At 66.3% G+C, this 20,176-nt stretch carries 21 protein-coding genes; 13 read left to right on the forward strand and 8 right to left on the reverse strand.

Going from position 1 to position 20,176, the window contains the following annotated elements; translation table 11 throughout:
- The first annotated feature begins 97 nt into the window (after nt 1-97).
- Entirely contained in the window at nt 98-1,987 is a 1,890-nt protein-coding gene (gene thiC / locus CLI93_RS10540) for a phosphomethylpyrimidine synthase ThiC (protein WP_095543031.1), read from the forward strand.
- Between the two features lie 50 nt (nt 1,988-2,037).
- The gene (locus CLI93_RS10545; RefSeq protein WP_095543032.1) at nt 2,038-2,289 is read left to right on the forward strand and encodes a hypothetical protein; all 252 of its coding nucleotides are present in this window, start codon (nt 2,038-2,040) and stop codon (nt 2,287-2,289) included.
- Between the two features lie 386 nt (nt 2,290-2,675).
- Here the strand turns inward: CLI93_RS10545 and CLI93_RS15560 are convergent, their stop codons facing one another.
- Nucleotides 2,676-3,140 (reverse strand): hypothetical protein, encoded by a 465-nt coding sequence (locus tag CLI93_RS15560; RefSeq protein WP_172424317.1) that lies wholly within the window; start codon nt 3,138-3,140, stop codon nt 2,676-2,678.
- A gap of 14 nt (nt 3,141-3,154) precedes the next feature.
- Here CLI93_RS15560 and CLI93_RS14935 point away from each other — a divergent pair, with 14 nt between their 5' ends.
- Entirely contained in the window at nt 3,155-4,660 is a 1,506-nt protein-coding gene (locus tag CLI93_RS14935; protein WP_172424318.1) for a hypothetical protein, read from the forward strand.
- A gap of 64 nt (nt 4,661-4,724) precedes the next feature.
- Complete coding sequence (locus CLI93_RS10555; RefSeq protein ID WP_143326435.1) at nt 4,725-5,219, forward strand: hypothetical protein; 495 nt, start codon at nt 4,725-4,727, stop codon at nt 5,217-5,219.
- A gap of 143 nt (nt 5,220-5,362) precedes the next feature.
- Here the strand turns inward: CLI93_RS10555 and CLI93_RS10560 are convergent, their stop codons facing one another.
- The gene (locus CLI93_RS10560; protein ID WP_095995876.1) at nt 5,363-5,680 is read right to left on the reverse strand and encodes a hypothetical protein; all 318 of its coding nucleotides are present in this window, start codon (nt 5,678-5,680) and stop codon (nt 5,363-5,365) included.
- A gap of 135 nt (nt 5,681-5,815) precedes the next feature.
- Here CLI93_RS10560 and CLI93_RS10565 point away from each other — a divergent pair, with 135 nt between their 5' ends.
- Nucleotides 5,816-6,991 (forward strand): trypsin-like peptidase domain-containing protein, encoded by a 1,176-nt coding sequence (locus CLI93_RS10565; protein WP_095543035.1) that lies wholly within the window; start codon nt 5,816-5,818, stop codon nt 6,989-6,991.
- A gap of 61 nt (nt 6,992-7,052) precedes the next feature.
- Here CLI93_RS10565 and tatC read toward each other — a convergent pair whose 3' ends face one another.
- The 6 genes from tatC to CLI93_RS10595 all read right to left on the reverse strand — a co-directional run bounded on the left by tatC (nt 7,053) and on the right by CLI93_RS10595 (nt 10,996).
- Complete coding sequence (tatC, locus tag CLI93_RS10570; protein WP_095543036.1) at nt 7,053-7,832, reverse strand: twin-arginine translocase subunit TatC; 780 nt, start codon at nt 7,830-7,832, stop codon at nt 7,053-7,055.
- Between the two features lie 70 nt (nt 7,833-7,902).
- On the reverse strand, nt 7,903-8,481 hold the full coding sequence (tatB, locus tag CLI93_RS10575; protein ID WP_095543037.1) for a Sec-independent protein translocase protein TatB: 579 nt from the start codon (nt 8,479-8,481) through the stop codon (nt 7,903-7,905).
- A gap of 104 nt (nt 8,482-8,585) precedes the next feature.
- A complete protein-coding gene (gene tatA / locus CLI93_RS10580; RefSeq protein ID WP_095540479.1) occupies nt 8,586-8,837 on the reverse strand; it encodes a Sec-independent protein translocase subunit TatA in 252 nt (83 codons plus the stop codon).
- Nucleotides 8,838-9,085: 248 nt separating this feature from the next.
- On the reverse strand, nt 9,086-9,466 hold the full coding sequence (locus tag CLI93_RS10585) for a histidine triad nucleotide-binding protein (protein ID WP_095543038.1): 381 nt from the start codon (nt 9,464-9,466) through the stop codon (nt 9,086-9,088).
- A 41-nt stretch (nt 9,467-9,507) separates the two neighbouring features.
- Nucleotides 9,508-10,551, reverse strand: a complete 1,044-nt coding sequence (locus tag CLI93_RS10590; protein ID WP_095543039.1) for a patatin-like phospholipase family protein — start codon at nt 10,549-10,551, stop codon at nt 9,508-9,510.
- 31 nt (nt 10,552-10,582) lie between these two features.
- Entirely contained in the window at nt 10,583-10,996 is a 414-nt protein-coding gene (locus CLI93_RS10595; protein ID WP_095543040.1) for a DUF4870 family protein, read from the reverse strand.
- A 229-nt stretch (nt 10,997-11,225) separates the two neighbouring features.
- On the opposite strand from CLI93_RS10595, the gene ribBA reads away from it, so the two are divergent.
- The 8 genes from ribBA (at nt 11,226) to CLI93_RS10635 (ending at nt 19,585) form a co-directional block, all read left to right on the forward strand.
- Nucleotides 11,226-12,347 (forward strand): bifunctional 3,4-dihydroxy-2-butanone-4-phosphate synthase/GTP cyclohydrolase II, encoded by a 1,122-nt coding sequence (gene ribBA / locus CLI93_RS10600; protein WP_095543041.1) that lies wholly within the window; start codon nt 11,226-11,228, stop codon nt 12,345-12,347.
- A 3-nt stretch (nt 12,348-12,350) separates the two neighbouring features.
- Nucleotides 12,351-12,833, forward strand: coding sequence for a 6,7-dimethyl-8-ribityllumazine synthase (gene ribH / locus CLI93_RS10605; protein ID WP_095543042.1), 483 nt, complete (start codon nt 12,351-12,353; stop codon nt 12,831-12,833).
- On the forward strand, nt 12,830-13,300 hold the full coding sequence (nusB, locus tag CLI93_RS10610; RefSeq protein WP_095543043.1) for a transcription antitermination factor NusB: 471 nt from the start codon (nt 12,830-12,832) through the stop codon (nt 13,298-13,300). Before ribH ends, nusB begins: the two co-directional genes overlap by 4 nt.
- Before the next feature lie 98 nt (nt 13,301-13,398).
- Complete coding sequence (locus tag CLI93_RS10615; RefSeq protein ID WP_095543044.1) at nt 13,399-14,298, forward strand: DMT family transporter; 900 nt, start codon at nt 13,399-13,401, stop codon at nt 14,296-14,298.
- A gap of 484 nt (nt 14,299-14,782) precedes the next feature.
- Nucleotides 14,783-15,016: a hypothetical protein gene (locus CLI93_RS10620; RefSeq protein ID WP_143326436.1), complete on the forward strand. Its 234-nt coding sequence runs from the start codon at nt 14,783-14,785 to the stop codon at nt 15,014-15,016.
- A gap of 69 nt (nt 15,017-15,085) precedes the next feature.
- Nucleotides 15,086-16,093, forward strand: a complete 1,008-nt coding sequence (locus CLI93_RS10625) for an ATP-binding protein (RefSeq protein ID WP_338066623.1) — start codon at nt 15,086-15,088, stop codon at nt 16,091-16,093.
- A gap of 107 nt (nt 16,094-16,200) precedes the next feature.
- A complete protein-coding gene (locus CLI93_RS10630; RefSeq protein WP_172425734.1) occupies nt 16,201-17,403 on the forward strand; it encodes an ATP-dependent metallopeptidase FtsH/Yme1/Tma family protein in 1,203 nt (400 codons plus the stop codon).
- 211 nt (nt 17,404-17,614) lie between these two features.
- Nucleotides 17,615-19,585, forward strand: coding sequence for a tetratricopeptide repeat protein (locus CLI93_RS10635; protein ID WP_095543047.1), 1,971 nt, complete (start codon nt 17,615-17,617; stop codon nt 19,583-19,585).
- The last annotated feature ends 591 nt before the right edge of the window (nt 19,586-20,176 follow it).

Below are 20,176 nucleotides of genomic sequence, written 5' to 3' on the forward strand. Positions count from 1 at the left end.
CCCAGGCCCTTGGAACACAGCTTCCTGGGCCTGGCGACCGCAGTGGGCCGGGCCTCCGGGGTGAAAAAGCGACTTTCCCCCCTGATTGCGAGGCCCCATGAACGCACCTGAAAAACTTTCTTCCCTCAAGCAACTGCTGGCGCTCACGCGCGAGCCGCTGCCCGCCTCCAGCAAAGCCTATCTGCAAGGCTCGCGCGCGGACATCCGCGTGCCCGTGCGCGACATCCAGCTCACCAACGGCGCGCAGGCCAGCGTGTACGACACCAGCGGCCCCTACACCGACCCGCAGGCTCAGATCGACGTGCGCCGTGGCCTGCCCGCGCTGCGCCAGGCATGGATTGAGGAGCGCGGCGACACCGAAACCTACGCCGGCCGCCTGGCCCACATCCTGGACGACGGCGGTAAGCACGAGGGGCGCGATGCCGAGCGCATCGCCCAACTGCGGCAGGAAGCGGCCGGGCTGCAACGCCAGCCGCGCCGCGCCAAGGCTGGCCGCAACGTCACGCAAATGCACTACGCACGCCAAGGCATCATCACGCCCGAGATGGAATACATCGCCCTGCGCGAGAACGGCCGCATGGAGTGGCTGCGCGAGCACTTGGGCGATGCTGCGCGCGAGGCGCGCCGCCGGGGCAACCCGATGGGTGCGGTGATCCCCGATGTCATCACGCCCGAGTTCGTGCGCGACGAAGTGGCGCGCGGGCGCGCCATCATCCCGGCCAACATCAACCACCCGGAAATCGAGCCAATGATCATCGGCCGCAACTTCCGCGTGAAGATCAACGCCAACATCGGCAACTCGGCCGTGACCAGCAGCATCGAGGAGGAGGTGGAAAAGCTCGTCTGGTCCATCCGCTGGGGCGGCGACACGGTGATGGATCTGTCCACCGGCAAGAACATCCACACCACGCGCGACTGGATCATCCGCAACAGCCCCGTGCCCATCGGCACCGTGCCCATCTACCAGGCGCTGGAAAAAGTGGGTGGCATCGCCGAAGACCTGACCTGGGAAATCTTCCGCGACACGCTGATCGAGCAGGCCGAGCAGGGCGTGGACTACTTCACCATCCACGCCGGCGTGCGCCTGCCCTTCATCCACCTCACGGCCAATCGGGTGACGGGCATCGTCAGCCGCGGCGGCTCCATCATGGCCAAGTGGTGCATCGCGCATCACAAGGAGAGCTTCCTCTACACCCACTTCGAGGAAATCTGCGAAATCATGAAGGCGTATGACGTGAGCTTCAGCCTGGGCGACGGCCTGCGCCCCGGCTGCGCGTCCGATGCCAACGACGAAGCCCAGTTCGCCGAGCTGCGCACCCTGGGCGAGCTGACGCAAATCGCCTGGAAGCACGACGTGCAAACCATGATCGAAGGCCCCGGCCACGTGCCCATGCACATGATCCAGGAGAACATGACCGAGCAGCTCAAACACTGCCACGAAGCGCCGTTCTACACCCTGGGCCCGCTGACCATCGACATCGCCCCCGGCTACGACCACATCGCCTCGGCAATAGGCGCGGCCATGATCGGCTGGATGGGCACGGCCATGCTGTGCTACGTCACGCCCAAGGAGCACCTGGGCCTGCCCGACCGCGATGATGTGAAGCAAGGCATCATCGCCTACAAGATCGCCGCCCACGCCGCCGACGTGGCCAAGGGCCACCCCAGCGCCCGCGCGCGCGACGACGCGATCAGCAGGGCCCGCTTTGAATTCCGCTGGGAAGACCAATTCAACCTGGGGCTGGATCCCGACACCGCACGCGACTTCCACGACGAAACCCTGCCCAAGGACAGCAGCAAGACCGCGCACTTCTGCAGCATGTGCGGCCCCAAGTTCTGCTCCATGAAGATCACGCAGGAAGTGCGCGACTTCGCCGCCGCCAAGGGCTTGAGCGAAGCCGAAGCCTTGAAAGCCGGCATGGATGAAAAGTCCAGGGAATTCGCCGCCGGCGGTGGGGAGGTCTATATCCCGATCCAGAAGGCTTGAGCGGGTCTTGGTCGGGCCTTGATCGAACCTACTGACAAAGCCGCACCCGCATGGTCATCCTCACGACCACCCGACAGGGCTTTGAATCGCTGCGCGCCCTGTTCGACACCGGAGCGCATCCGGTGTGGGTCGGCGCCAGTGTGCTCACGGCGGGCGAAATCCAGACCTGGCGCGCGCGGGGGCTGGATTTGACCGTGTTCGGTCACGACATCGACCCGCGCCACCCCAGCCAACAGGCCGCCGCGCTGGACACCGTGGCCGAGCACCACCCTGGCGAAGTGGTCTGGGTTAATGCCCGGTGAATGACAGCGCCCATCACGCAACAAGCCAGAAAAGCTCAACTTGCCAAGGCGAAACCTTGCCTCTGCACACGGCGTGCCGCCCAGGGCCGTGCAGGCAAGGTCAGTGCCGTGGCGTCAGAGCCTGTTCAAAGTCTCGGCGCGAGCGGGCAAAAAGTGGCTTGGGATGGGCTGCAAGGCGCAAAACGCAGCCATGGCTGGGTCTATGGCGAGGCTTTGCGGGCGCAGTAGACCGCCCCAATCCACTGTCTTGCCAGCCGTGCAGAGACTTTGAACAGGTTCTCTCAGAGTAATCCCCAGGTGGATTGCGCCCCGCCAGCGCTGACAATGCGCGTTTTCGGCTGGAGGCCGTTTTTTGATCTTTGAGGGAGTGACCATGCATACACCGCCTATTGCACCACTGGGCGAGCCCCAGGCAAGCCAAGCATCCGCCCGCCAAGCACCCTGGCACGCCAGCCACCGGCGCTTGCATGCCCTGGCGGCGCTGTTCGCCTCTGCGGCGATGACGGCTTGTGGCGGTGGTGGGGGCGATGAGCCAGCGCCGACGCCCACTCCGGCTCCTGCGCCGAGCCCAGCGCCGGTGCCAACTCCAGGGCCAACGCCAACCCCTGCTCCTGCTCCTGCGCCAACCCCTGCCCCGACACCAGCGCCCACTCCGGCGCCAGCGCCGACGCCACCTGCACCGGCTCCAGCACCAACGCCGGCTCCAGCTCCAGCTCCAGCTCCAGCTCCAGCTCCAGCGCCAACGCCCGCTCCAGCTCCAGCTCCAGCGCCAACACCCGCTCCGGCACCAACGCCCGCACCAGCACCAGCACCAACGCCCGCTCCGGCACCAACGCCTGCGGCCAACCCATGGCGCGCCAGCCAGATGTATGCCCCGGGCGAGGTCCTGGGCGATAACCTGCGGGCGCGCCCCGTGCGGCCTGGCGGGATCGGCGTGGCGGTGGACAACGACAACAACGCCCTGATGCTGGCAGTCAAGCCGCTGCCGCTGCGCGGCCAGACGCCCGTTGCAGGCGAGGCGCAATCGTCCATCCACATCGTGCGCGGCAAGGTGGATGCAACAGGCCAGGTCAGCTGGGGGCCAGCGCAAATACTGGGCAGCAGCACCCTGCCCACGCACGAAGTGCACATTCACGAGCGCGCCGCCTATACCCGCGTGGCCATGTCGCCCGCCAATGGCCATGCCGCCGTGGCCTGGGCCAGCAGCGATGTGTGCAGCGCCACGGCCTACGACAAGGCGCCCAACCGGTGCTACTACCTGTACCTGTCGCAATACGACCCCGCCACCAGCACCTGGAGCGCGCCGCAGGTGGTGACCGACCTGCCGCTCAAGGCCGATATCCGGGCCGCCTACTTGACCGACCCCGTGCAGCTGCGCGTGGACAACGCCGGCAACGTGGCCATCATGCACACCTACTGGATGCAGCGCCGCGGCACCCCGCCCCTGATTGACCCCACCGTGGCGCACACCGCCGTGAGCTGGCGTCTGGCGAGCGCACCCGTCTGGCGGCGCCACATCTTTGCCGAGCACAGCAGAGAGACCTTCAACGTGCGCGCCAGCTTTGATCTGGACAACAACGGCAACATGGTCTGGGCCGGCACCGTGCCGCGCGACAGCAAGCACAGTCAGGTCGTAGTGGCGCGCGGCACGCTCAGCGCAGGCTTTGGAGTGGCGCAGCGCATCGACACGGCGGGCCCCTCCGCCAGCGCCCTCCTGGGCCGCGTGCGCGTGCACCGCGGCCTGGCGGCGGTGGACTGGGCGCAGTCCGTCTCGGACGGCCCGGTGTACCGCTTCGACCGCCACCTGGCCGTCTCCCCCGCCGCTGGCCAGCCCTGGCAGGCCAGTCAGGTCCGGCAGCAAATCCATGGCAAAACCGACTCCGACATCCGCAGCAGCTTCCACCGCGACGCCCTCTACCTGCTGGGCATCACCAACGCGGGCGAAGTGCTGGCCTACGACTTCATTCGGTACGCCCTGGAGCCCAGCCAGACCTGCGGCGTGTACGTGCGCACACCCGACGGCGCCATCAACCGCAAGGATCTGCCACAGCCGCTGTGCAGCGCCACGCGGCTGTCCAGCCTCGACCGCCGCACCATCAACCGACGCGGCGACGTGCTGTACCTGGGCGAAGACGGCTTGTGGCGCCACTACACCGCCGCCACCCACAGCCTCGTCAGCAGCGGCGACCGGGCGCTGACCGGCAGCCACAACCTGCTGGCCCCCACGCTGGTGCATGACGTGCAGGTGGCGCTGAACAACAACGGCGGCGCAGCCGCCATCTACTGGACGCTCTACAGCGAGCTGCCCACCGACGCCAATGACCAGGGTGCGGAAAACGGCCAGCGCAACCTCTGGGGCTTCATCCGTTGAGAATCTCGGCGCCGAGCCTCCGCGTTGGGCGGCAGAGGGTAAGAAGCGAAGAAGTGAGAACGCCATGAGCGTCCTTGGCACGCTGCTTCAGCGATGGCACTGGCTGCCGAGTCGGGCGCGTCGCTTCGTCGTGGCGAACTTCGTATGTGGTCTGGTCATTGCCGTCGGCTACAGCATCTTTCCACTGCGCCCTGATTGCACGGGATGCGCGTTGATACCCGCTGATGAAGGGTGGCGGCGTGGCCTGACCTGGCCTTATATCGGCGGTGGCGTGCTGCTGATGTGGATTGCCCTTGCCGTGCTGTGGGGCTGGACCTGCTTGCGCTGGGCCGTGCTGTTTTGGTATCCCGTGTTTTTTGGGCTGGCCTATCAAAACGGCGTATGGCGAGGCGCGTGGTCAAGCGGGCCCGCGGATTGGATGATGTTGGCGTTCATCAGCGTCATCCTCTTGGCCGCGGTGTTCAAGCCCGTTCGAGATTTCCCAGATACACCTGACTCATCCACGCACGCCCGGCGAAGAAACAAACCTGCAAGCGACAGCGATAGCGCCGAACCGTAAACATCTGCGGTGCCGATTACCCCCGAACGCAGCGATCCGGCTTGGCAAGCAAGGCAGCAGGCTCCCATCCGTATCCACAATACCCCGCCCCCGGCACAGAAAGCCTGAACAGGATGGCATGGCTCGCCTTGGCGCTGCGGCGCTCACTGGCGCTGCAGCCCCTGGCCGCAGGGGCCTGGCTCCACGGCCAGGACGCGGCCTTGCGGCACGCAGACCCAGCAGGCATTGCTGTAAGTCTGCCGGTAGCGGCGCCCGTTGTGTTCGATGCTGGCGCAAACGGGGGCGTACTGCTCGGTGCAGGCGTGTGCGCAAGGCCCCTGGATGGGGTGTTGCGGCGATGCGAGCGGCGCATCCGCCACCGCAGCGGCAGCAGCTGGGGGCGAAGCGCCCGGCCCTGGGCTGCCGCAGGCGGCCACGGCCAAGCCAAGGGCCAGCAAACAGGGATGCCATGAACGAAACATGCGGCGCTCCTTTCTCAAAGCCTGTTCAAAACTACCGGGGGCTTTGCCTGCCATGGGCCGGCGGCGCTGTGGATCGCGCTATGCTGCGGCCTGTTTTCAGGCCCGCCCCACAGGCATTGCATCCATTGTCCTCCCATGCGTCGCTACTGGCTTTTCTTCTCGCAAACCGTCACGGTCATGCTGGCCGGGTATTTCATTGTTGCCACGCTCAGACCACAGTGGCTGGCCGATGCGCCGGCCACTGCGCCGGCGGCCATTCAGGGCACGCGGGTTCCACCCGCGCCCAGCGGGGCATTGGGGCAGGCGCCTGCCCCTAGCCCAGCCCCAGCAGGCAGCCTGCGCCAGGCGGCCGAGCGCGCCGCGCCTTCGGTAGTCAGCATCGATACCCTCACCACGGTGCGCCACCCCTACGCCAACGATCCGTTCTTTCGGTACTTTTTCGGCGAAGTGCCCAACAGCTCGCGCAGCGGGCTGGGCAGCGGCGTGATCGTCAGCGCCGATGGCCATTTGCTCACCAATCACCACGTGGTCGAAGGGGCAGACACGATTTCCGTCACGCTGCACGATGGCCGCGAGTTCAGCGCCAAGGTCATCGGCAGCGATCCCGACTCCGACCTAGCGGTGCTCAAGATTCAGGCCAGCGGCCTGCCCGCCATCCGCATGGGTGACGTCAACGCCATGGCCATTGGCGATACGGTGCTGGCCATTGGCAATCCGTTTGGCGTGGGGCAAACCGTCACCAGCGGCATCATCAGCGCCCTGGGCCGCAACCACCTGGGGCTGAACATCTTCGAGAATTTCATCCAGACCGACGCGGCCATCAACCCCGGCAACTCCGGCGGGGCGCTGGTCAACACCGCTGGCGAGCTGGTGGGCATCAACACAGTGATCTTCTCCAAGTCCGGTGGCAACATGGGCATTGGCTTTGCCATCCCGACCGATTCGGCGCAGTTCGTGCTCGACAGCGTGCTGCGCGACGGGCGCGTGGTGCGCGGCTGGCTGGGCCTGGTGTCCGACCCGCTGACACCGGAGCTGGCCCAGGCCACGGGCGCGCGCAGCACCAGTGGCGTCATCGTCACGGGTGTGTTGCAGCACAGTCCTGCCGCACAAGCGGGCATCCGCCCGGGCGATGTCATCACCGCCGTGGGCGATCAGCCAGTGCACGGCGTGCCGCAGCTGCTGGCCAGCGTGGCCATGCTCCAGCCCCAGGTGCCCACGCACCTGACGGTCGAGCGCGGCGGGCAGTCGCAGCGCATCAGCGTCACCCCCAGCGAGCGCCCGGCCACCACGCGCCAGCAGCGCCGCCGCTGAACGCTGCTCAAGCGCATGCGCGCGTGCAGCGATGGGGCATAAGGGGGCTTAGCCGCCTGACTCAGCCCGGCTCGTCGCCCGCATCCGCGCTGGGTCGCGCGAACCAGCGCGAGGCCCAGATACCGACCTCATAGAGCAAACACATGGGCACGGCCAGGGTGATCTGCGACAGCACATCCGGCGGCGTGACGATGGCGGCGATGACGAAGGCCAGCACTGCGAAGTAGCCCCGGAAGGAGCGCAGCTTGTCCACGGTCACCAGCTCAAAGCGCACCAGCAGCAAAACGACGATGGGCACCTGAAAGGCCAGCGCAAAGGCGATGTACAGCGAGAGGATGACGCTGACGTAGGAGGCCACGTCGGGCGTGGCAGCCACGCTTTCGGGCGAGAAGCGCTGGATGAAGCCAAACATCTTGTCCAGCACGAACAGCTGCACGAAAGCAATGCCCACATAAGCCAGCACGCTGCCCATCAGAATCAGCGGCAGCGCAAAGCGCTTTTCATGGCTGTAAAGGCCGGGGGCCACAAATGCCCAGACCTGATAGACCAGCCAGGGCAGGGTCAGCAGCACGGCCGTCATGAACAGCACCTTCAGCGGCACCAGAAACGGCGTCAGCACCCCCACGGCGATGAGCTTGGCATCGGGCGGCATGTGCGCCCGAATGGGCATGGCGATCAAGTCGATCAGCGCGCTGGGGCCAGGCCAGGCCATCAGCACGGCAATGGCGCCCGCCAAGCCCAGGATGCAGTAGATCAGGCGGTTGCGCAGCTCCATCAAGTGCTGGACAAAGGGCTGCTCGGTGCCTGCGAGTTCGTCGTGGTCGTGGGATGGGGAAGCCATGGGGGAAGAGACGCCGCCGCAGCATGGCCATGGCGCATGGCCTGCGGGCGGCTCTGTCGGTCAGGGGAAACTAGGGCCTGTGCACACTGTGGGAGGATTTGCCGCCACCGGCCTGACCCGCCGAGCCGGCATGGCCGCGCGCGGCGTTGGAGCGCAGGCGGCGGCGCACCTGTTGGCGCGCCTTGTACCACTGCGGCACAGCCTGGCGGCGCAAGCGCCAATTCTTGCGCGCCACGGGCGCCGAAACAGGCGCCACAGCCGTGACGAAAGCGCGTTTGCTGGCATCCTCCAGCCCATCGTCGGGCGCTGGCATGGCGGCATCGCTCTGCTGCATCGAGCCCTCCTCCCAGGATTGCAGATCGTGCAAGTCCTGCGAGATGGTGTCGACTTCTTTCTGGAAGTCGCTGGCGTGCGTACGCACCGAGTGCTCCAGATCGCGTGCAGCCTCTTCGACACTGGTTTTGACCTTGCGCAGCTCATCAAGCTCCATGGCCTGGTTGACCTCGCGCTTGACCTCGTTGACGTAGCGCTGCGCCTTGCCCAGCAAGGCGCCCACTGTACGAGCCACGCGCGGCAGGCGCTCAGGCCCGATCACGATCAGCGCGACCACGCCGATCATCACCATTTTGGAAATACCCAGATCAAACATGCTGTGCCGTCATGGTCGCCGCCGCAGGTCCACACAAGGCAGCGCCCTGGGGCCTCAAGGCTCAGGGCGCGCGCATGAGCATGACTATGCGGCAGGCCGGTGCTTCAGCTCTTTTCCTTGGCCGAGACCTCGATGGTCTCGCGGGCCACCGGATGTTGGCTCTGGTCCTGCACCTGCTGGGCGCCAGCGACCGTGCCATTGGCCGGCGCATCCTGCCCGCCTTCACGCATGCCTTCCTTGAAGCCCTTGACGGCCCCGCCCAGGTCACTGCCGATGTTGCGCAGCTTCTTGGTGCCAAAGACCAGCACCACCACCAGCAACACCACCAGCCAATGCCAAATGGAAAAACTGCCCATGTCGTTTCCTTTCATTCATGAGGTTCATGCGTGCACGGCAGGCTGCGCTTGCTGCGCCTGCCGCCGCTGTGCCGTGGTCACTGCATTGCCCTCGCCACGGCATTGCCGGCCATTGTATGCCGCCATGCCAGGGCCATTGCCGCCACGGGGCATGCATCGCCATGCGGCCTTGTGTGCACAGAGCTCCGAACTCTGCGGCTCGGCCCTGAGCCAAGCCCGCCGGCCTTGCCTGAGCCTGTTCAAGGCGCTTACTTGCGCCAGGGGCGAGCCCCCCCCATGACGTGCACGTGCAGGTGATGCACTTCCTGCCCGCCCTCCTCGCCAGTGTTGATGACCACGCGGAAGCCCCCCTGCGGATAAGGATTGCAGCCGCGCTGCAAGGCCAGCTCTGGCGCCTTGGCCAGTATCTTGCCCAGCAGCGGGGCATCAGCCGGGCTGGCGTGGGCCAGCGATGGCAGGTGGCGCTTGGGGATGATGAGAAAGTGCACCGGCGCGGCCGGGTTGATGTCGTCGAAGGCGACGAGGTCTTCGTCCTCGTACAGCTTCTTCGCAGGGATTTGCCCGGCCGCGATCTTGCAGAAGATGCAGTCCGGCGCGTGGCTCTGGTGGGCATCGGGGGAGGAAGTCATGGGCGCGATTCTGATGGAGTGATGAGTAACCTAGAGCGTGTTCACAAAGTGGCGCGCACGCCAACATCGGCATAGTGCGTTTGCAGCCACTGCTGAGCGGCCGTTCGGCCCAGGGAGAACAAGTCTTGCAGAAAGCGGATGTCGGCACGCAGCTTGCTGTCACTGCCAAAGGGCTCGAGCAGCGAGCCGCCATCAATGCGGTGCATGCGCATGGCCTTGTAGCGGCCAGGCTCAAGTCGGCCTTCTTCCAGCAGGCGTCGCACAAACTCAATGGCGCGCAGCTCAGCCAGCAGGCTGGCATTGAAGGTAACCTCGTTAACGCGCTCTTGAATCTCAGTCATGGTGCGCGGCACGGCGTTGGTTTCGATGGGGTTGATTTGCACCAGCAGCACGTCGTCGGCCTGGGCATGGTAGATCAGCGGGTAAATGGCCGGGTTGCCCGAATAGCCGCCATCCCAGTAATGCTCACCATCGATTTCTACAGCGTTGAACAACTGCGGCAAACAGGCCGAGGCCATCAGCGCATCCAGGCTGACTTGCTCGCCTTCAAACACCTTGCTGCGCCCGGTGCGCACATTGGTTGCGCCAATGAACAAATGCGGCACCAGGCCCTGGCCCTGGTAGCGCCGGATGGCCTCGAAATCAATCAGCCGACGCAGCAGCGTGCGCAGCGGGTTGATGTCCATCGGATTGGTCTGCGCTGGCGAGAGGGGCGGCACCATCAGCGGCTTGAGCCAGGGCATCCACTGCGCGGCCATGCTCGAGGGCGAGGCATTGAGAAACACCCCCATCGTGCCCACGGCTTCCCAGAAAGTGCGCAGCGTCTGACGCGCCAGCTCGCAGCCGCGCGCATGGGCCTCGCGGGCATCGGTCAGGCCCAGCTCGGCGGCCTGGGCAAAGCCTGCGGCCAGCACAGTGGCATTCATGGCCCCGGCGCTGGTGCCGCTGATGCCGTCGAAGCGGCAATTGCCCGCTTCCAGCAACGCATCGAGCACGCCCCAGGTAAAAGCCCCGTGCGAGCCTCCACCCTGCAAGGCCAGGTTGAACACTTTGATGGATCGGTCTTTTTTGGGCACAGGCGTCATGGCGCAGCGTCCGTGAAAAATTAGCCTGCACTCAGGCAGTGGTAATGGCCCGGTTCTGGTTCATGGCCACCATGCCGCGCACGATGCGCACCAAAAACCACAGCGAGATGAAGAACCACGCCACCAAGCCCGGGATGTAGAGCAGCAGGAACAGCGGCCAAGTCAGCACATACCAAAATAGCGACCAGCCCACGCTGCGGATGCGCCACTCGAAGTGGCTTTGCTGCCAGCTGCCCCTGGCATCCGGGCTCTTGACCACATCCAGAATCAGCGCCAGCAGCAGCAACAGCAGGCTGGGCTGCAGCCCCGGCAGCACGGCGCAAATGGCCACCACCAGGTGCATGCCATAGCTGATCCAGCCCAACAGCTTGAGATCACTGAGCTCCTTGGCGTCCAGCTGGCGCGCCTGCACCTCGATCACTTCATTGTCATTGGCGTTCTGCATGCCCGGCTCCTGAAAACAAAACGCAAGGCGCTCTCTACGCCTCGCGGCTGGCTATTGTGCCGCATCCCGGCCGCCGCGCCTGCTGCCGATACAATCGAGGGCTTTTTTCCGCCCTCCCTGGGCAAGGCTTGCACAATTGCAGCAGCCAAAGCGTGCGCTGCGGCTTGTGCAGGCCTTGCCTTAGCCGCAGCGCCTCTACGCAGCGGCGCCAGCCAGCCGTTCTTTTGCCATGCCCAGTGCCGCCCCTGCCCCCATTTCCCCCATCGAGGACATCATCGCCGACATCCGCGCCGGCAAGATGGTGGTGCTGATCGACGAGGAAGACCGCGAAAACGAAGGCGACCTGGTGCTGGCCGCCGAGCACGTCAGCGCTGAGGCCATCAACTTCATGGCCCGCCATGCGCGCGGCCTGGTGTGCCTGACGCTCACGCGCGAGCGCTGCGCGTTGCTGAACCTGCCGCCCATGGCCAAGCGCAATGGCACGCAGTTCGACACTGCCTTCACCGTCTCGATCGAGGCGGCCGAGGGCGTGACCACCGGCATCTCCGCTGCCGACCGCGCCCGCACCATCGCCGTGGCCGTGGCGCCCAATGCCCAGGCCAGTGATCTGGTGCAACCCGGCCACATCTTCCCGGTGCAAGCCGTTGACGGCGGCGTGCTGGTGCGCGCTGGCCACACCGAGGCTGGTTGTGATCTGGCGCGGCTGGCCGGCTTGATGCCCGCCAGCGTGATCTGCGAAATCATGAAGGACGACGGCACCATGGCGCGCCTGCCCGACCTGCAAGTCTTTGCCGCCGAGCACGGACTGAAGATCGGCACCATCGCGGACCTGATCCAATACCGCAGCAGCAACGAATCGCTGATCGAGCGTGTCAGCTCGCGACCGCTGGTGACGCACTGGGGCGAATTCACCGTCCACGCCTACCAAGACCGGCTGGATCGCGCGCTGCACCTGGCGCTGGTCAAGGGCAGCTGGGATGAGCAGGAGGAAATCGCCGTGCGCGTGCACGAGCCGCTGTCCGTGCTGGATGTGCTCGACGCCCAGCGCGGCCTGCACTCCTGGAGCCTGGACGCCAGCCTGCGCTACATCCAGGCGCAGGGCAAGGGCGCGATGGTTTTGCTCAACTGTGGCGAAAGCGGCGCGCAGCTGCTCGATCAGCTCGAAGGCCGCGCCCAACCCAGCCACGCCCCGGCGCGCGGCCGCATGGACTTGCGCACCTACGGCATCGGCGCGCAAATCCTGCGCCACCTGGGCGTGGGCCGCATGCGCCTGATGGGCCAGCCACGGCGCCTGCCCAGCATCGCCGCAGGCTACAAACTCGAAATCACCGGATTCATCAACAAGGACTGACCCATGCTCGGTGCCAACAAAGGCCAAGGCGCTGCCCCATTGCTCGACGGCAGCCAACTGCGCATTGCCATCGTGCAGGCGCGCTTCAACGAAGACATTACCCAGGCGCTGTTCGACGCCGCCCATGCCGAGCTGCTCGCGCTGGGCGTGGCGGCTGAGGACATCACGCACCTGCGCGTGCCAGGCGCGCTGGAAGTGCCGGTGGCGCTGCAAGCCCTGGCCGAGACAGATGGCTACGACGCCATGATCGCGCTGGGCTGCATCATCCGCGGCGAAACCTACCATTTCGAGCTCGTGGCCAATGAATCGGGCGCCGGCGTCACGCGCGTGGGCCTGGATTACGGCATCCCCATCGCCAACGCCATCCTGACCGTGGAGAACATGGCCCAGGCCGTGGCGCGACAAACGGAAAAAGGCGTGGATGCCGCACGCACCGCCGTCGAAATGGCCAACCTGATCGGCCTGGTCGCCATGGGGGACGAATGAACCCCTCCGCCCAGCCCCCCACCCCCAGCAGCAAGAAAAGCGCCCGTAGCCGCGCGCGCGAATTCGCACTGCAGGCCCTGTACCAGCGCCTGGTGGGCAAGAACGAAGCGCGCGACATCGACCAGTTCACACGCGGCCTCAGCGGTTTTCACAAAGCCGACTCGGCGCTGTACGATGCCCTGCTCTACGGCTGCACCGAGCAGGCCGCGGCGCTGGACGCCACCATCACCCCAGTGCTGGATCGCCCACTGAGCGAGCTATCGCCCATTGAGCACGCCATCATGTGGATGGGTGTTTACGAATTCCAGCACGCGCCGGACGTGCCCTGGAAAGTTGTCATCAACGAATATGTGGAGCTGGCCAAGGCCTTTGGCGGCACCGACGGGCATAAATACGTCAACGCCGTGCTGCACGCGCTGGCCGCCCAGCTGCGCCCGTTGGAGCTGGGCCAGCAGCCCAATCGCTGAGGGCTTGCCCCTCCAACCCCGAAATGGGCTGAAAAAGCAACGGCCTGCGGAGATTGTGAACAAGCTCCCCAAAAAGCGCAGGCCGCGCCAGCTGCCCCATGCCACACACTCCCCCGCCACCCGATGCCCGGCCTGCTTGGTTTTCGCGCCAGGAGCTGGCGCTGATCCTCATCACCATGGTCTGGGGCACGACCTTCGTCGTCGTGCATGCGGCCATGCGCCACAGTGGGCCGATGTTCTTCGTCGGCCTGCGCTTCGTCACCGCCGCGCTGCTGGGCGCTCTGGTCTTCTGGCGCGCCATGCGCGGCCTGACGCGCCAAGAGCTGCTCGCTGGCAGCGCCATCGGTAGCAGCATCTTCGTCGGCTACGGCCTGCAAACCTATGGTCTGCAAACCATCAGCAGCAGCCAGTCGGCCTTCATCACTGCCATGTACGTGCCACTGGTGCCGCTGCTGCAATGGCTGGTGCTGCGCCGCCCGCCCCACGCCATGAGCCTGCTGGGCGTGGCCTTTGCCTTCACAGGTCTGGTGCTGCTGGCCGGGCCGGAGGCCGGCCTGGGCCTGCAAATGGAAGTGGGCGAGTGGGCCACCCTGGTGGGCGCGCTGGGCATTGCGGGCGAAGTCATCCTGATTGGCTTTTTTGCCGGCAAGGTGGACGTGCGGCGCGTGACCGTAGTGCAGCTGCTGGTAGCAGGGCTGCTGGCCTGGCTGGCCATGCCATTGGCTGGCGAGGCCGTGCCGGTCTTCTCCTGGGTCTGGCTGCTGGCGGCCGTGGGCATGGCCTGCTCCAGCATCGTCATCCAGCTGGTCATGAACTGGGCGCAAAAAACCGTCTCGCCCACGCGCGCCACGCTGATTTACGCGGGCGAGCCCGTCTGGGGCGGCGTGGCCGGCCGCATCGCTGGCGACCGCCTACCGCCGCTGGCCATTGCCGGCGCGGTGCTGATCGTCATCGGCGTGCTCGTCAGCGAATGGCGCCCGCGCCGGCGGCGGCCGTAGAGCGTGTCGTGCCCCTTGCACTCTCGCCAGGGGTGAAATCACTCGTTATAGGGGGCGTTGAGATTGGGCTTGCGAAGCAGCTTTTCGAGGCAAAAGCCGCAGATGCAAGAAGAAAACGCGCTCAAGACCTGAACACCTTGCAAGCGTTTTCAACACGGCAGTTGCGGTTTTTTGACCGGAAGCACCGCTGCAACCGCCAGTCTCAACGCTCCCTCCCCCCGCTGCGGCGCAAAAGCAACAACCGCCCAGCCTCTCCCGGCCCCTCAGCGCCAGCGGCCCTTGCCCTACTCCCGCAGGGCTTGGCACAATGCGCGCCTTCTTGGCCCCCGCTCCCCCTTCCATCCACAAGAGCTGTCCCCATGCTCTGTTCATCCTTTCACTGACTTGTGCGCTCCACACCGCCCTGGCTGGATGCGCACTGCCGCACCCAGCCCGGGGCAAACCCTGGCCGGCCTGCCAGGGTTTTGACTTTTTGGAGCAGCACATGCGTGCCAAACCCGCTGCGGGCGCCGCCCGCGCCCGAACATCCCGCCCGCCACAGCGCCCCCTGCCTGCAACCAGCCTGCCGGTGCGCAACCCCTACGCCCGGGCTCTGGCTGCCAAGGCCAGCACAGGCGCTGGCGGCAAGCACATGCGCAGCCAGGGCGCACAGCGCCGGGCCGAGCGCATGGCCTTGCAGCGCAGCATCCGCACACGCGACTGGGCCAGCGCCGAGTGACGGCCTCGCCCCAAAGACCAGACTTTCCGGCCAGGTGGCGACAGCCCGCTGGCCTGCCCCTTCACGCCCATGACATCACAGACCCAGCCACCCAAAGGCAAAGACACCGGCAGCGCGGCTGAACAACCCGCGCCACCGACCAAGCACCCCGCCAGCGCGGCGCGGGCAGGCACAACGGCCCTACCCGCCGCAGGCGACGCCGAACACCAGCAGCTGATGCAGCGCCTGATGGCGCGCAGCCACGCATTGCAACAGATCGCCCAGCAGCTCAAGCAGGAGCTGTTCGGCATTGACGCCATCATCGACCGCGTGATCGACACCATCCGCGCCTGGTACGTCATGCCCGAGTTGATCCAGCGCCCGGTGATCGTCTGCCTGTGGGGGTTGACCGGCACCGGCAAAACCCAGCTCACGCGCTCGCTGGCGCGCAAGCTGGGCTTTTACGATCGCTTCGTGGAGGTGCAGATGGACGGCTTCTCCCACGGCACCAGCAGCTGGCATGGCGCAGGCAGCATCTCGCGCATTTTGGAGAGTTCGGGCATCGACGAGGGCGAACCGGGCATTCTGGTGCTGGACGAATTCCAGCGCTACCGCACCCTCAACGAGCAGCGCCAGGAAGTCGAAGTGCAGCGCTACCAGGATGTCTGGGCCTTGCTCTCGGACGGGCGCCTGCCGCCCTCGGTCTCCTTCCTGGGAGAGCTGGAATCGACCCTGGCCGAAGCGCGTTACGACGAGCAGCAACGCAGCCCTGGCGAGCGCCGCGCTCTGACCAAGAAGCCGCTGCGCGTGAGCGCCTACGAGGCCCAGTCGCTCAAGCGTGCGCTCAAACTCAAGGAGCCGTTGCTGGAGATCATGGCCTGGTCTCCCGAGCGCGTTGAGCAGGAGCTGGCGCGCGTGCGCGGCAGCGAACAAAGCTGGGAGACGGACTCAGGGCCTGTTCACCCTGTGCAAGGAGATCGCGTTGGGGCCTGCAGGAGCCGAGCGCAAGGCGGCAACCGCAGCAAGGCTGGATGCCTTGCGAGGATTGCCAACGCTGTGGGCGGCCCCTGCAGGCCCCAACCCTTCGGGAAGGCATGAAAAACCGCCCTGCTCGGCGTTGCCCGTCTTGGGCGTATCGACATACGCCCTGCAACGGGCGCCTTGATCGGAGCGATTTTTCATGTCTTCGCGACTCCTTGCACAGGGTGAACAGGCCCTACGGCCGCCTGCTGATCTTCGTCTGCGGCAACCTGGACGAGATGTACGAATCGCTGGCGCGGCGCGTGGAGGACTGCGACACCGACGCCGACGTGTTTCACAGCCACAGCCTGCGACTCTCGCTCATCGACGTCAAACGCGCCCTGGCGCGGCGCTTCAAGCCCGAGCAGGTCGCGCGCCTGGGCAATCAGCATCTGATCTACCCCTCGCTCAACCGCGCCGCCTACACGCGCATCATCGACGAGCACTGCGCACAGTACACAGAGCAAATGCAGCACAGCACCGGGCTGCGCTTTGTGATCACGCCTGAAGTGCGCCGCGAGATTTACGCCAATGGCGTCTTCCCCGCTCAGGGCACGCGGCCGCTGTTCTCCACCCTGCATGCCGTGCTGGGCACACCGCTGGTCAATGCCGCCGTCTGGGCCCTTGGTCTGGGTGCGCCAGCGGGCAGCACCGTCGAAGTGCGGCTGGGCGCAGACGGCCAGAGCCTGTGCGCACACGCGATGGGCCAGCAACTGCACTGCCCCGTGGCCTTCGAAGTGCGCACGCTGCGCCAGCGCACACTGACCGACTTTCGCGCCCTGCTGGCCGTGCACGAGGCCGGTCATGGCCTGGTGCATGCGCTGCTGTTTGGCAGCGCGCCGCAGGAAATCCGCATCAACGTCGCCAGCTTTGAGGGCGGCTACGCCATGTTCAGCGACCTGCAATCGTGGTCGCGCAGCAACTGGCTTGATCGCATCGCTGTTTGCCTGGCCGGGCGCGCAGCTGAAACCGTGGTCTTCGGCGCCGATGCCTGCTCCAGCGGCGCTGAGCAAGACATCCAGCACGCCACCGAATACGCCAGCCGCTTCGTGCGATTCCTCGGCTACGGCGAGCGCCTGGCGCGCACCGATGTGACCAGCGAAACGAACGAGCACCTCAACACCGACGTGCAACCCAGCAACCTGGCCATTGAAGCCATCCTGCAGGCGCAGATGGAGCGCAGCACGGCGCTCATCGCCGCGCACAGCCAGCAACTGCTGGCCCTGGTGGATGAGCTCATGCGCCACGGCGAGCTTGGCCGCCAACGACTGGCCGAACTGCTGGGCGTGCCCATGGCGCCACAGGACCCGATGGTGCTGACCGACTACGCCCAGCGACTGCAAACCTTTGCTCAGCGCGACCTGGCGCACAACACGCCCAGCTCTTGAGGCGGCACAGGCAAGGCCTGCGCACACCACCGCGCCGTGCTCCCCCTGTGTCGGATTCAGGCAGACCCTCCATGGCGGCGCAGCAACAGCGCCAGGCTGCCAGATCGGGCGCAAACCCAGGCTGGCCTTATGATGCGCCTCGCAGTCATCCCAGCCTCTGGCGCCTGCGCCAAGGCTGCAATACAAGGCAAGAGCCCAAGGAGTGAGGAACATGGTCAGCACTTTCGTGCCACCGCCAATCGCGGCCGTCGACGCCGAGCAGCACGCCCTGCTGGAGCGCAAGCTGCACGCCGTCGAGGCCCTGTGCGCCCAGGCGCCGCAGAACGCCGAGCTGCACTGGCAACGCGCCTGCCTGCTGGAGCAGCTGGGCCGACTCGATGCACTGCGCGACGCGCTGCAGGCCACGCTCAAGCACCGGCCCGACCATGTGCAGGCAGCGCTGCTGCAAGTGCGCGTTGGTCAGCGCGGCGACCGGCTGGACATCGACGCCAGCGCCTTGGACCCCACCGAGGCCGCAGCCCTGCAAGAGCGCCAGCAAGAACTCGACCGCCACGTGGCGCGCCGCAACGAGGCGCTGCTGCGCCGCCTGCGCGCACTGGAGCCCGACAACACCGACGTGCTAGCGCTGCTGGCCCAAACCCTGACGCAGCAGCCCTCGCCGCCAGCGGAAAAGCTGCGCGAGGCCCAGCTGCTGCTCGACCGCGCCATTGACCTCGCGCCTGGGCGCATCGACCTGCTCAAGCAGCGCGCGCACCGCCTGCGCCAGCAGGCCTTGCTCGATCCGGCACAGGCCGCGCAACTGCCGCCCGAGCAAGTGGTGCGCACCTCGCACGGGCACTACTATGAGCGCGCGGGCCTGGAGCACGCCTGCGCCGACTGGCAGCGCTGCCTGGCGCTGAGCGCGCAGCCCAGCATCACCACCCGCGTGGGCATGTGCCTGCACGAGCTGGGCCATTTCGAGCAAGCCGTGGCCGCTTACGACCGCGTACTGGCCCGGATGGACCCCCGCCACCCTGGCTACGCCCACGTGCAAAGGCTGCGCCGCCGCTCACAAGAAGGCGGCTGCGGCGGCAGCAGTGACGCCTGCTCCTGCGAGGGTATGAGCACGGCTCTGGCCGACAGCCTGGACGAAGGACCGCACAGCCAAGCTCAACAGGCCCGCCCCGCCCCGGTGGCGGCTCAGGCCAACGCTGCCCAGGCTGAGCTGACGCAGAACGCCAATGCAGCGCACCATGCCAGTACAGCCGACGCGGCCAGTGCGACCATCGCCCCGGCGCAGCCCCAGCCAGACGCCCCCACGCCCCAGCAAGCGATCGTGCAGCATGTCCAACTGCCCACGGAAAAGGAAAAAAAGCGCCGCGGCAGCCGCAAACGCAGCGAAGCTGCACCCGCCAACCAAAGCGCGGCCAGCACCGAGGCCGGCGATGCCCGCACGCAGCAGGCCATCTCCATCGCCCAGCTGTTCCTCAACGAGGCCTACAAGGACGCCTCCGGCCTGCGCGCCGTACAGCCCGGCGACTATCCGGCCGGGCAGCGCCGCCTCATCGACAAGATCAGCGCGGGCCTGAGCGCCACAGGCTTGCGCCACCTGGCCGATGCCGAAGCCAGCGGCCTGTCCAAGCTGCTCGGCCAGCCAACCTTGGTACGCATCTACACCGATGCGCGCGGTGAAACCGGCGTGGCCACCTTCGTCATCAGGCCCCAATGGCCGGGCCTGCTGGGCTTTGCACTGCGTGCCTTGCGCGGGCAATGGAAAGCCCAGGCCATGCTCAGTTGTGAAACCCTGCTCGAATCGGGCAGCGTCATCATCACGCAGTGGGACAGCCCTTCGCCCTTCCAGTACGAGCCGCCGCTCTATCTGGAACGCCTGCCCGCCCGCACCCCAGTGCACAAAGTGCTGCAGCGCCACCAGCAAAAGATTGCCGCACACATGCTGATGCACCCGGAAGACGCCATCGTTTGCGCCCAGGATCTGGCCACCGTCGAGGCCCGTTGGCATCGCAGCCAGCACATCCGCCGCGCCCAGCGCAAGGCCGTGGGCTACGCAACGCAGGCTGAGCTCAAGCAGCTACTGGGCCCCAAGCATTACTTGTCCATGGCCGCCAGCGTGCGCCTGCAACTGCAGCGTCTGGCGCGCGATTATGAGGCCGGCTGGGACAGTGCACCGCAGACCCAGCTGTAAGAGCCTGTTCAAAATCTCGGCGCGAGTGGGCAAGAAGCGGTTTGGGGTGGGCTGCAAGGCGCAAAACGCAGCCATAGCTGCTGGGGCTATGGCGAGGCTTTGCAACGCAGCAGAGCGCCAAAATCCGCTCTCTTGACCGCCGTGCAAAGATTTTGAACAGGCTCTAAGAAGAGCCCCTGCCCTTGCAGGCCCAATCCAGGCCTTGGGAAGACGGCTCACATTGCTGCACCATGGAGAGCATCCACAGCGCGAGGGTGCGGAAACTGCACCACAATGGCGGCCCACTGATTTGTTAGAGCGTGTTATGCGCTTTTCGCCCCCCGCGAGAGCGCCCCGGCGCGTGCAGTGCAAGGCGCCGTTTGCGCCGCAGCCTGACGGGCTGCAAGGAAACGGCAACGCCGCAATGCGCATGCCGGGGCGCTCTCCCTTCGGGCTGGCCCAAAAACCACGCACTCGCCGCGTTGGCACGCTTGCCAAGGCAGTCAGCCTTGGCGGCGCGCGCCGCCTTGCGATTACACGGTTTTTGGGCCAGCGCGAGGGGTGCAAAGTGCATAACACGCTCTAGAGCATCTCATGCGCTTTGCGCCTGCC

The sequence above is a fragment of the Vandammella animalimorsus genome (assembly GCF_002288875.1).
Classification (GTDB): Bacteria; Pseudomonadota; Gammaproteobacteria; order Burkholderiales; family Burkholderiaceae_C; genus Lampropedia; species Lampropedia animalimorsus.

Excerpts from the sequence above, each read along its gene's own strand:
- CLI93_RS10635 (WP_095543047.1), top strand. The coding sequence starts at position 17,615 with ATGGTCAGCACTTTCGTGCCACCGCCAATCGCGGCCGTCGACGCCGAG.
- CLI93_RS10590 (WP_095543039.1), bottom strand. The coding sequence starts at position 10,551 with ATGACGCCTGTGCCCAAAAAAGACCGATCCATCAAAGTGTTCAACCTG.
- thiC (WP_095543031.1), top strand. The coding sequence starts at position 98 with ATGAACGCACCTGAAAAACTTTCTTCCCTCAAGCAACTGCTGGCGCTC.
- CLI93_RS15560 (WP_172424317.1), bottom strand. The coding sequence starts at position 3,140 with ATGGGTTGGCCGCAGGCGTTGGTGCCGGAGCGGGCGTTGGTGCTGGTG.
- CLI93_RS10545 (WP_095543032.1), top strand. The coding sequence starts at position 2,038 with ATGGTCATCCTCACGACCACCCGACAGGGCTTTGAATCGCTGCGCGCC.
- CLI93_RS10565 (WP_095543035.1), top strand. The coding sequence starts at position 5,816 with ATGCGTCGCTACTGGCTTTTCTTCTCGCAAACCGTCACGGTCATGCTG.
- tatA (WP_095540479.1), bottom strand. The coding sequence starts at position 8,837 with ATGGGCAGTTTTTCCATTTGGCATTGGCTGGTGGTGTTGCTGGTGGTG.
- tatC (WP_095543036.1), bottom strand. The coding sequence starts at position 7,832 with ATGGCTTCCCCATCCCACGACCACGACGAACTCGCAGGCACCGAGCAG.
- ribH (WP_095543042.1), top strand. The coding sequence starts at position 12,351 with ATGCTCGGTGCCAACAAAGGCCAAGGCGCTGCCCCATTGCTCGACGGC.
- tatB (WP_095543037.1), bottom strand. The coding sequence starts at position 8,481 with ATGTTTGATCTGGGTATTTCCAAAATGGTGATGATCGGCGTGGTCGCG.
- CLI93_RS10620 (WP_143326436.1), top strand. The coding sequence starts at position 14,783 with ATGCGTGCCAAACCCGCTGCGGGCGCCGCCCGCGCCCGAACATCCCGC.
- CLI93_RS10595 (WP_095543040.1), bottom strand. The coding sequence starts at position 10,996 with ATGCAGAACGCCAATGACAATGAAGTGATCGAGGTGCAGGCGCGCCAG.
- nusB (WP_095543043.1), top strand. The coding sequence starts at position 12,830 with ATGAACCCCTCCGCCCAGCCCCCCACCCCCAGCAGCAAGAAAAGCGCC.
- CLI93_RS10625 (WP_338066623.1), top strand. The coding sequence starts at position 15,086 with ATGACATCACAGACCCAGCCACCCAAAGGCAAAGACACCGGCAGCGCG.
- CLI93_RS10585 (WP_095543038.1), bottom strand. The coding sequence starts at position 9,466 with ATGACTTCCTCCCCCGATGCCCACCAGAGCCACGCGCCGGACTGCATC.
- CLI93_RS10560 (WP_095995876.1), bottom strand. The coding sequence starts at position 5,680 with ATGTTTCGTTCATGGCATCCCTGTTTGCTGGCCCTTGGCTTGGCCGTG.
- CLI93_RS14935 (WP_172424318.1), top strand. The coding sequence starts at position 3,155 with ATGTATGCCCCGGGCGAGGTCCTGGGCGATAACCTGCGGGCGCGCCCC.
- CLI93_RS10555 (WP_143326435.1), top strand. The coding sequence starts at position 4,725 with ATGAGCGTCCTTGGCACGCTGCTTCAGCGATGGCACTGGCTGCCGAGT.
- CLI93_RS10615 (WP_095543044.1), top strand. The coding sequence starts at position 13,399 with ATGCCACACACTCCCCCGCCACCCGATGCCCGGCCTGCTTGGTTTTCG.
- ribBA (WP_095543041.1), top strand. The coding sequence starts at position 11,226 with ATGCCCAGTGCCGCCCCTGCCCCCATTTCCCCCATCGAGGACATCATC.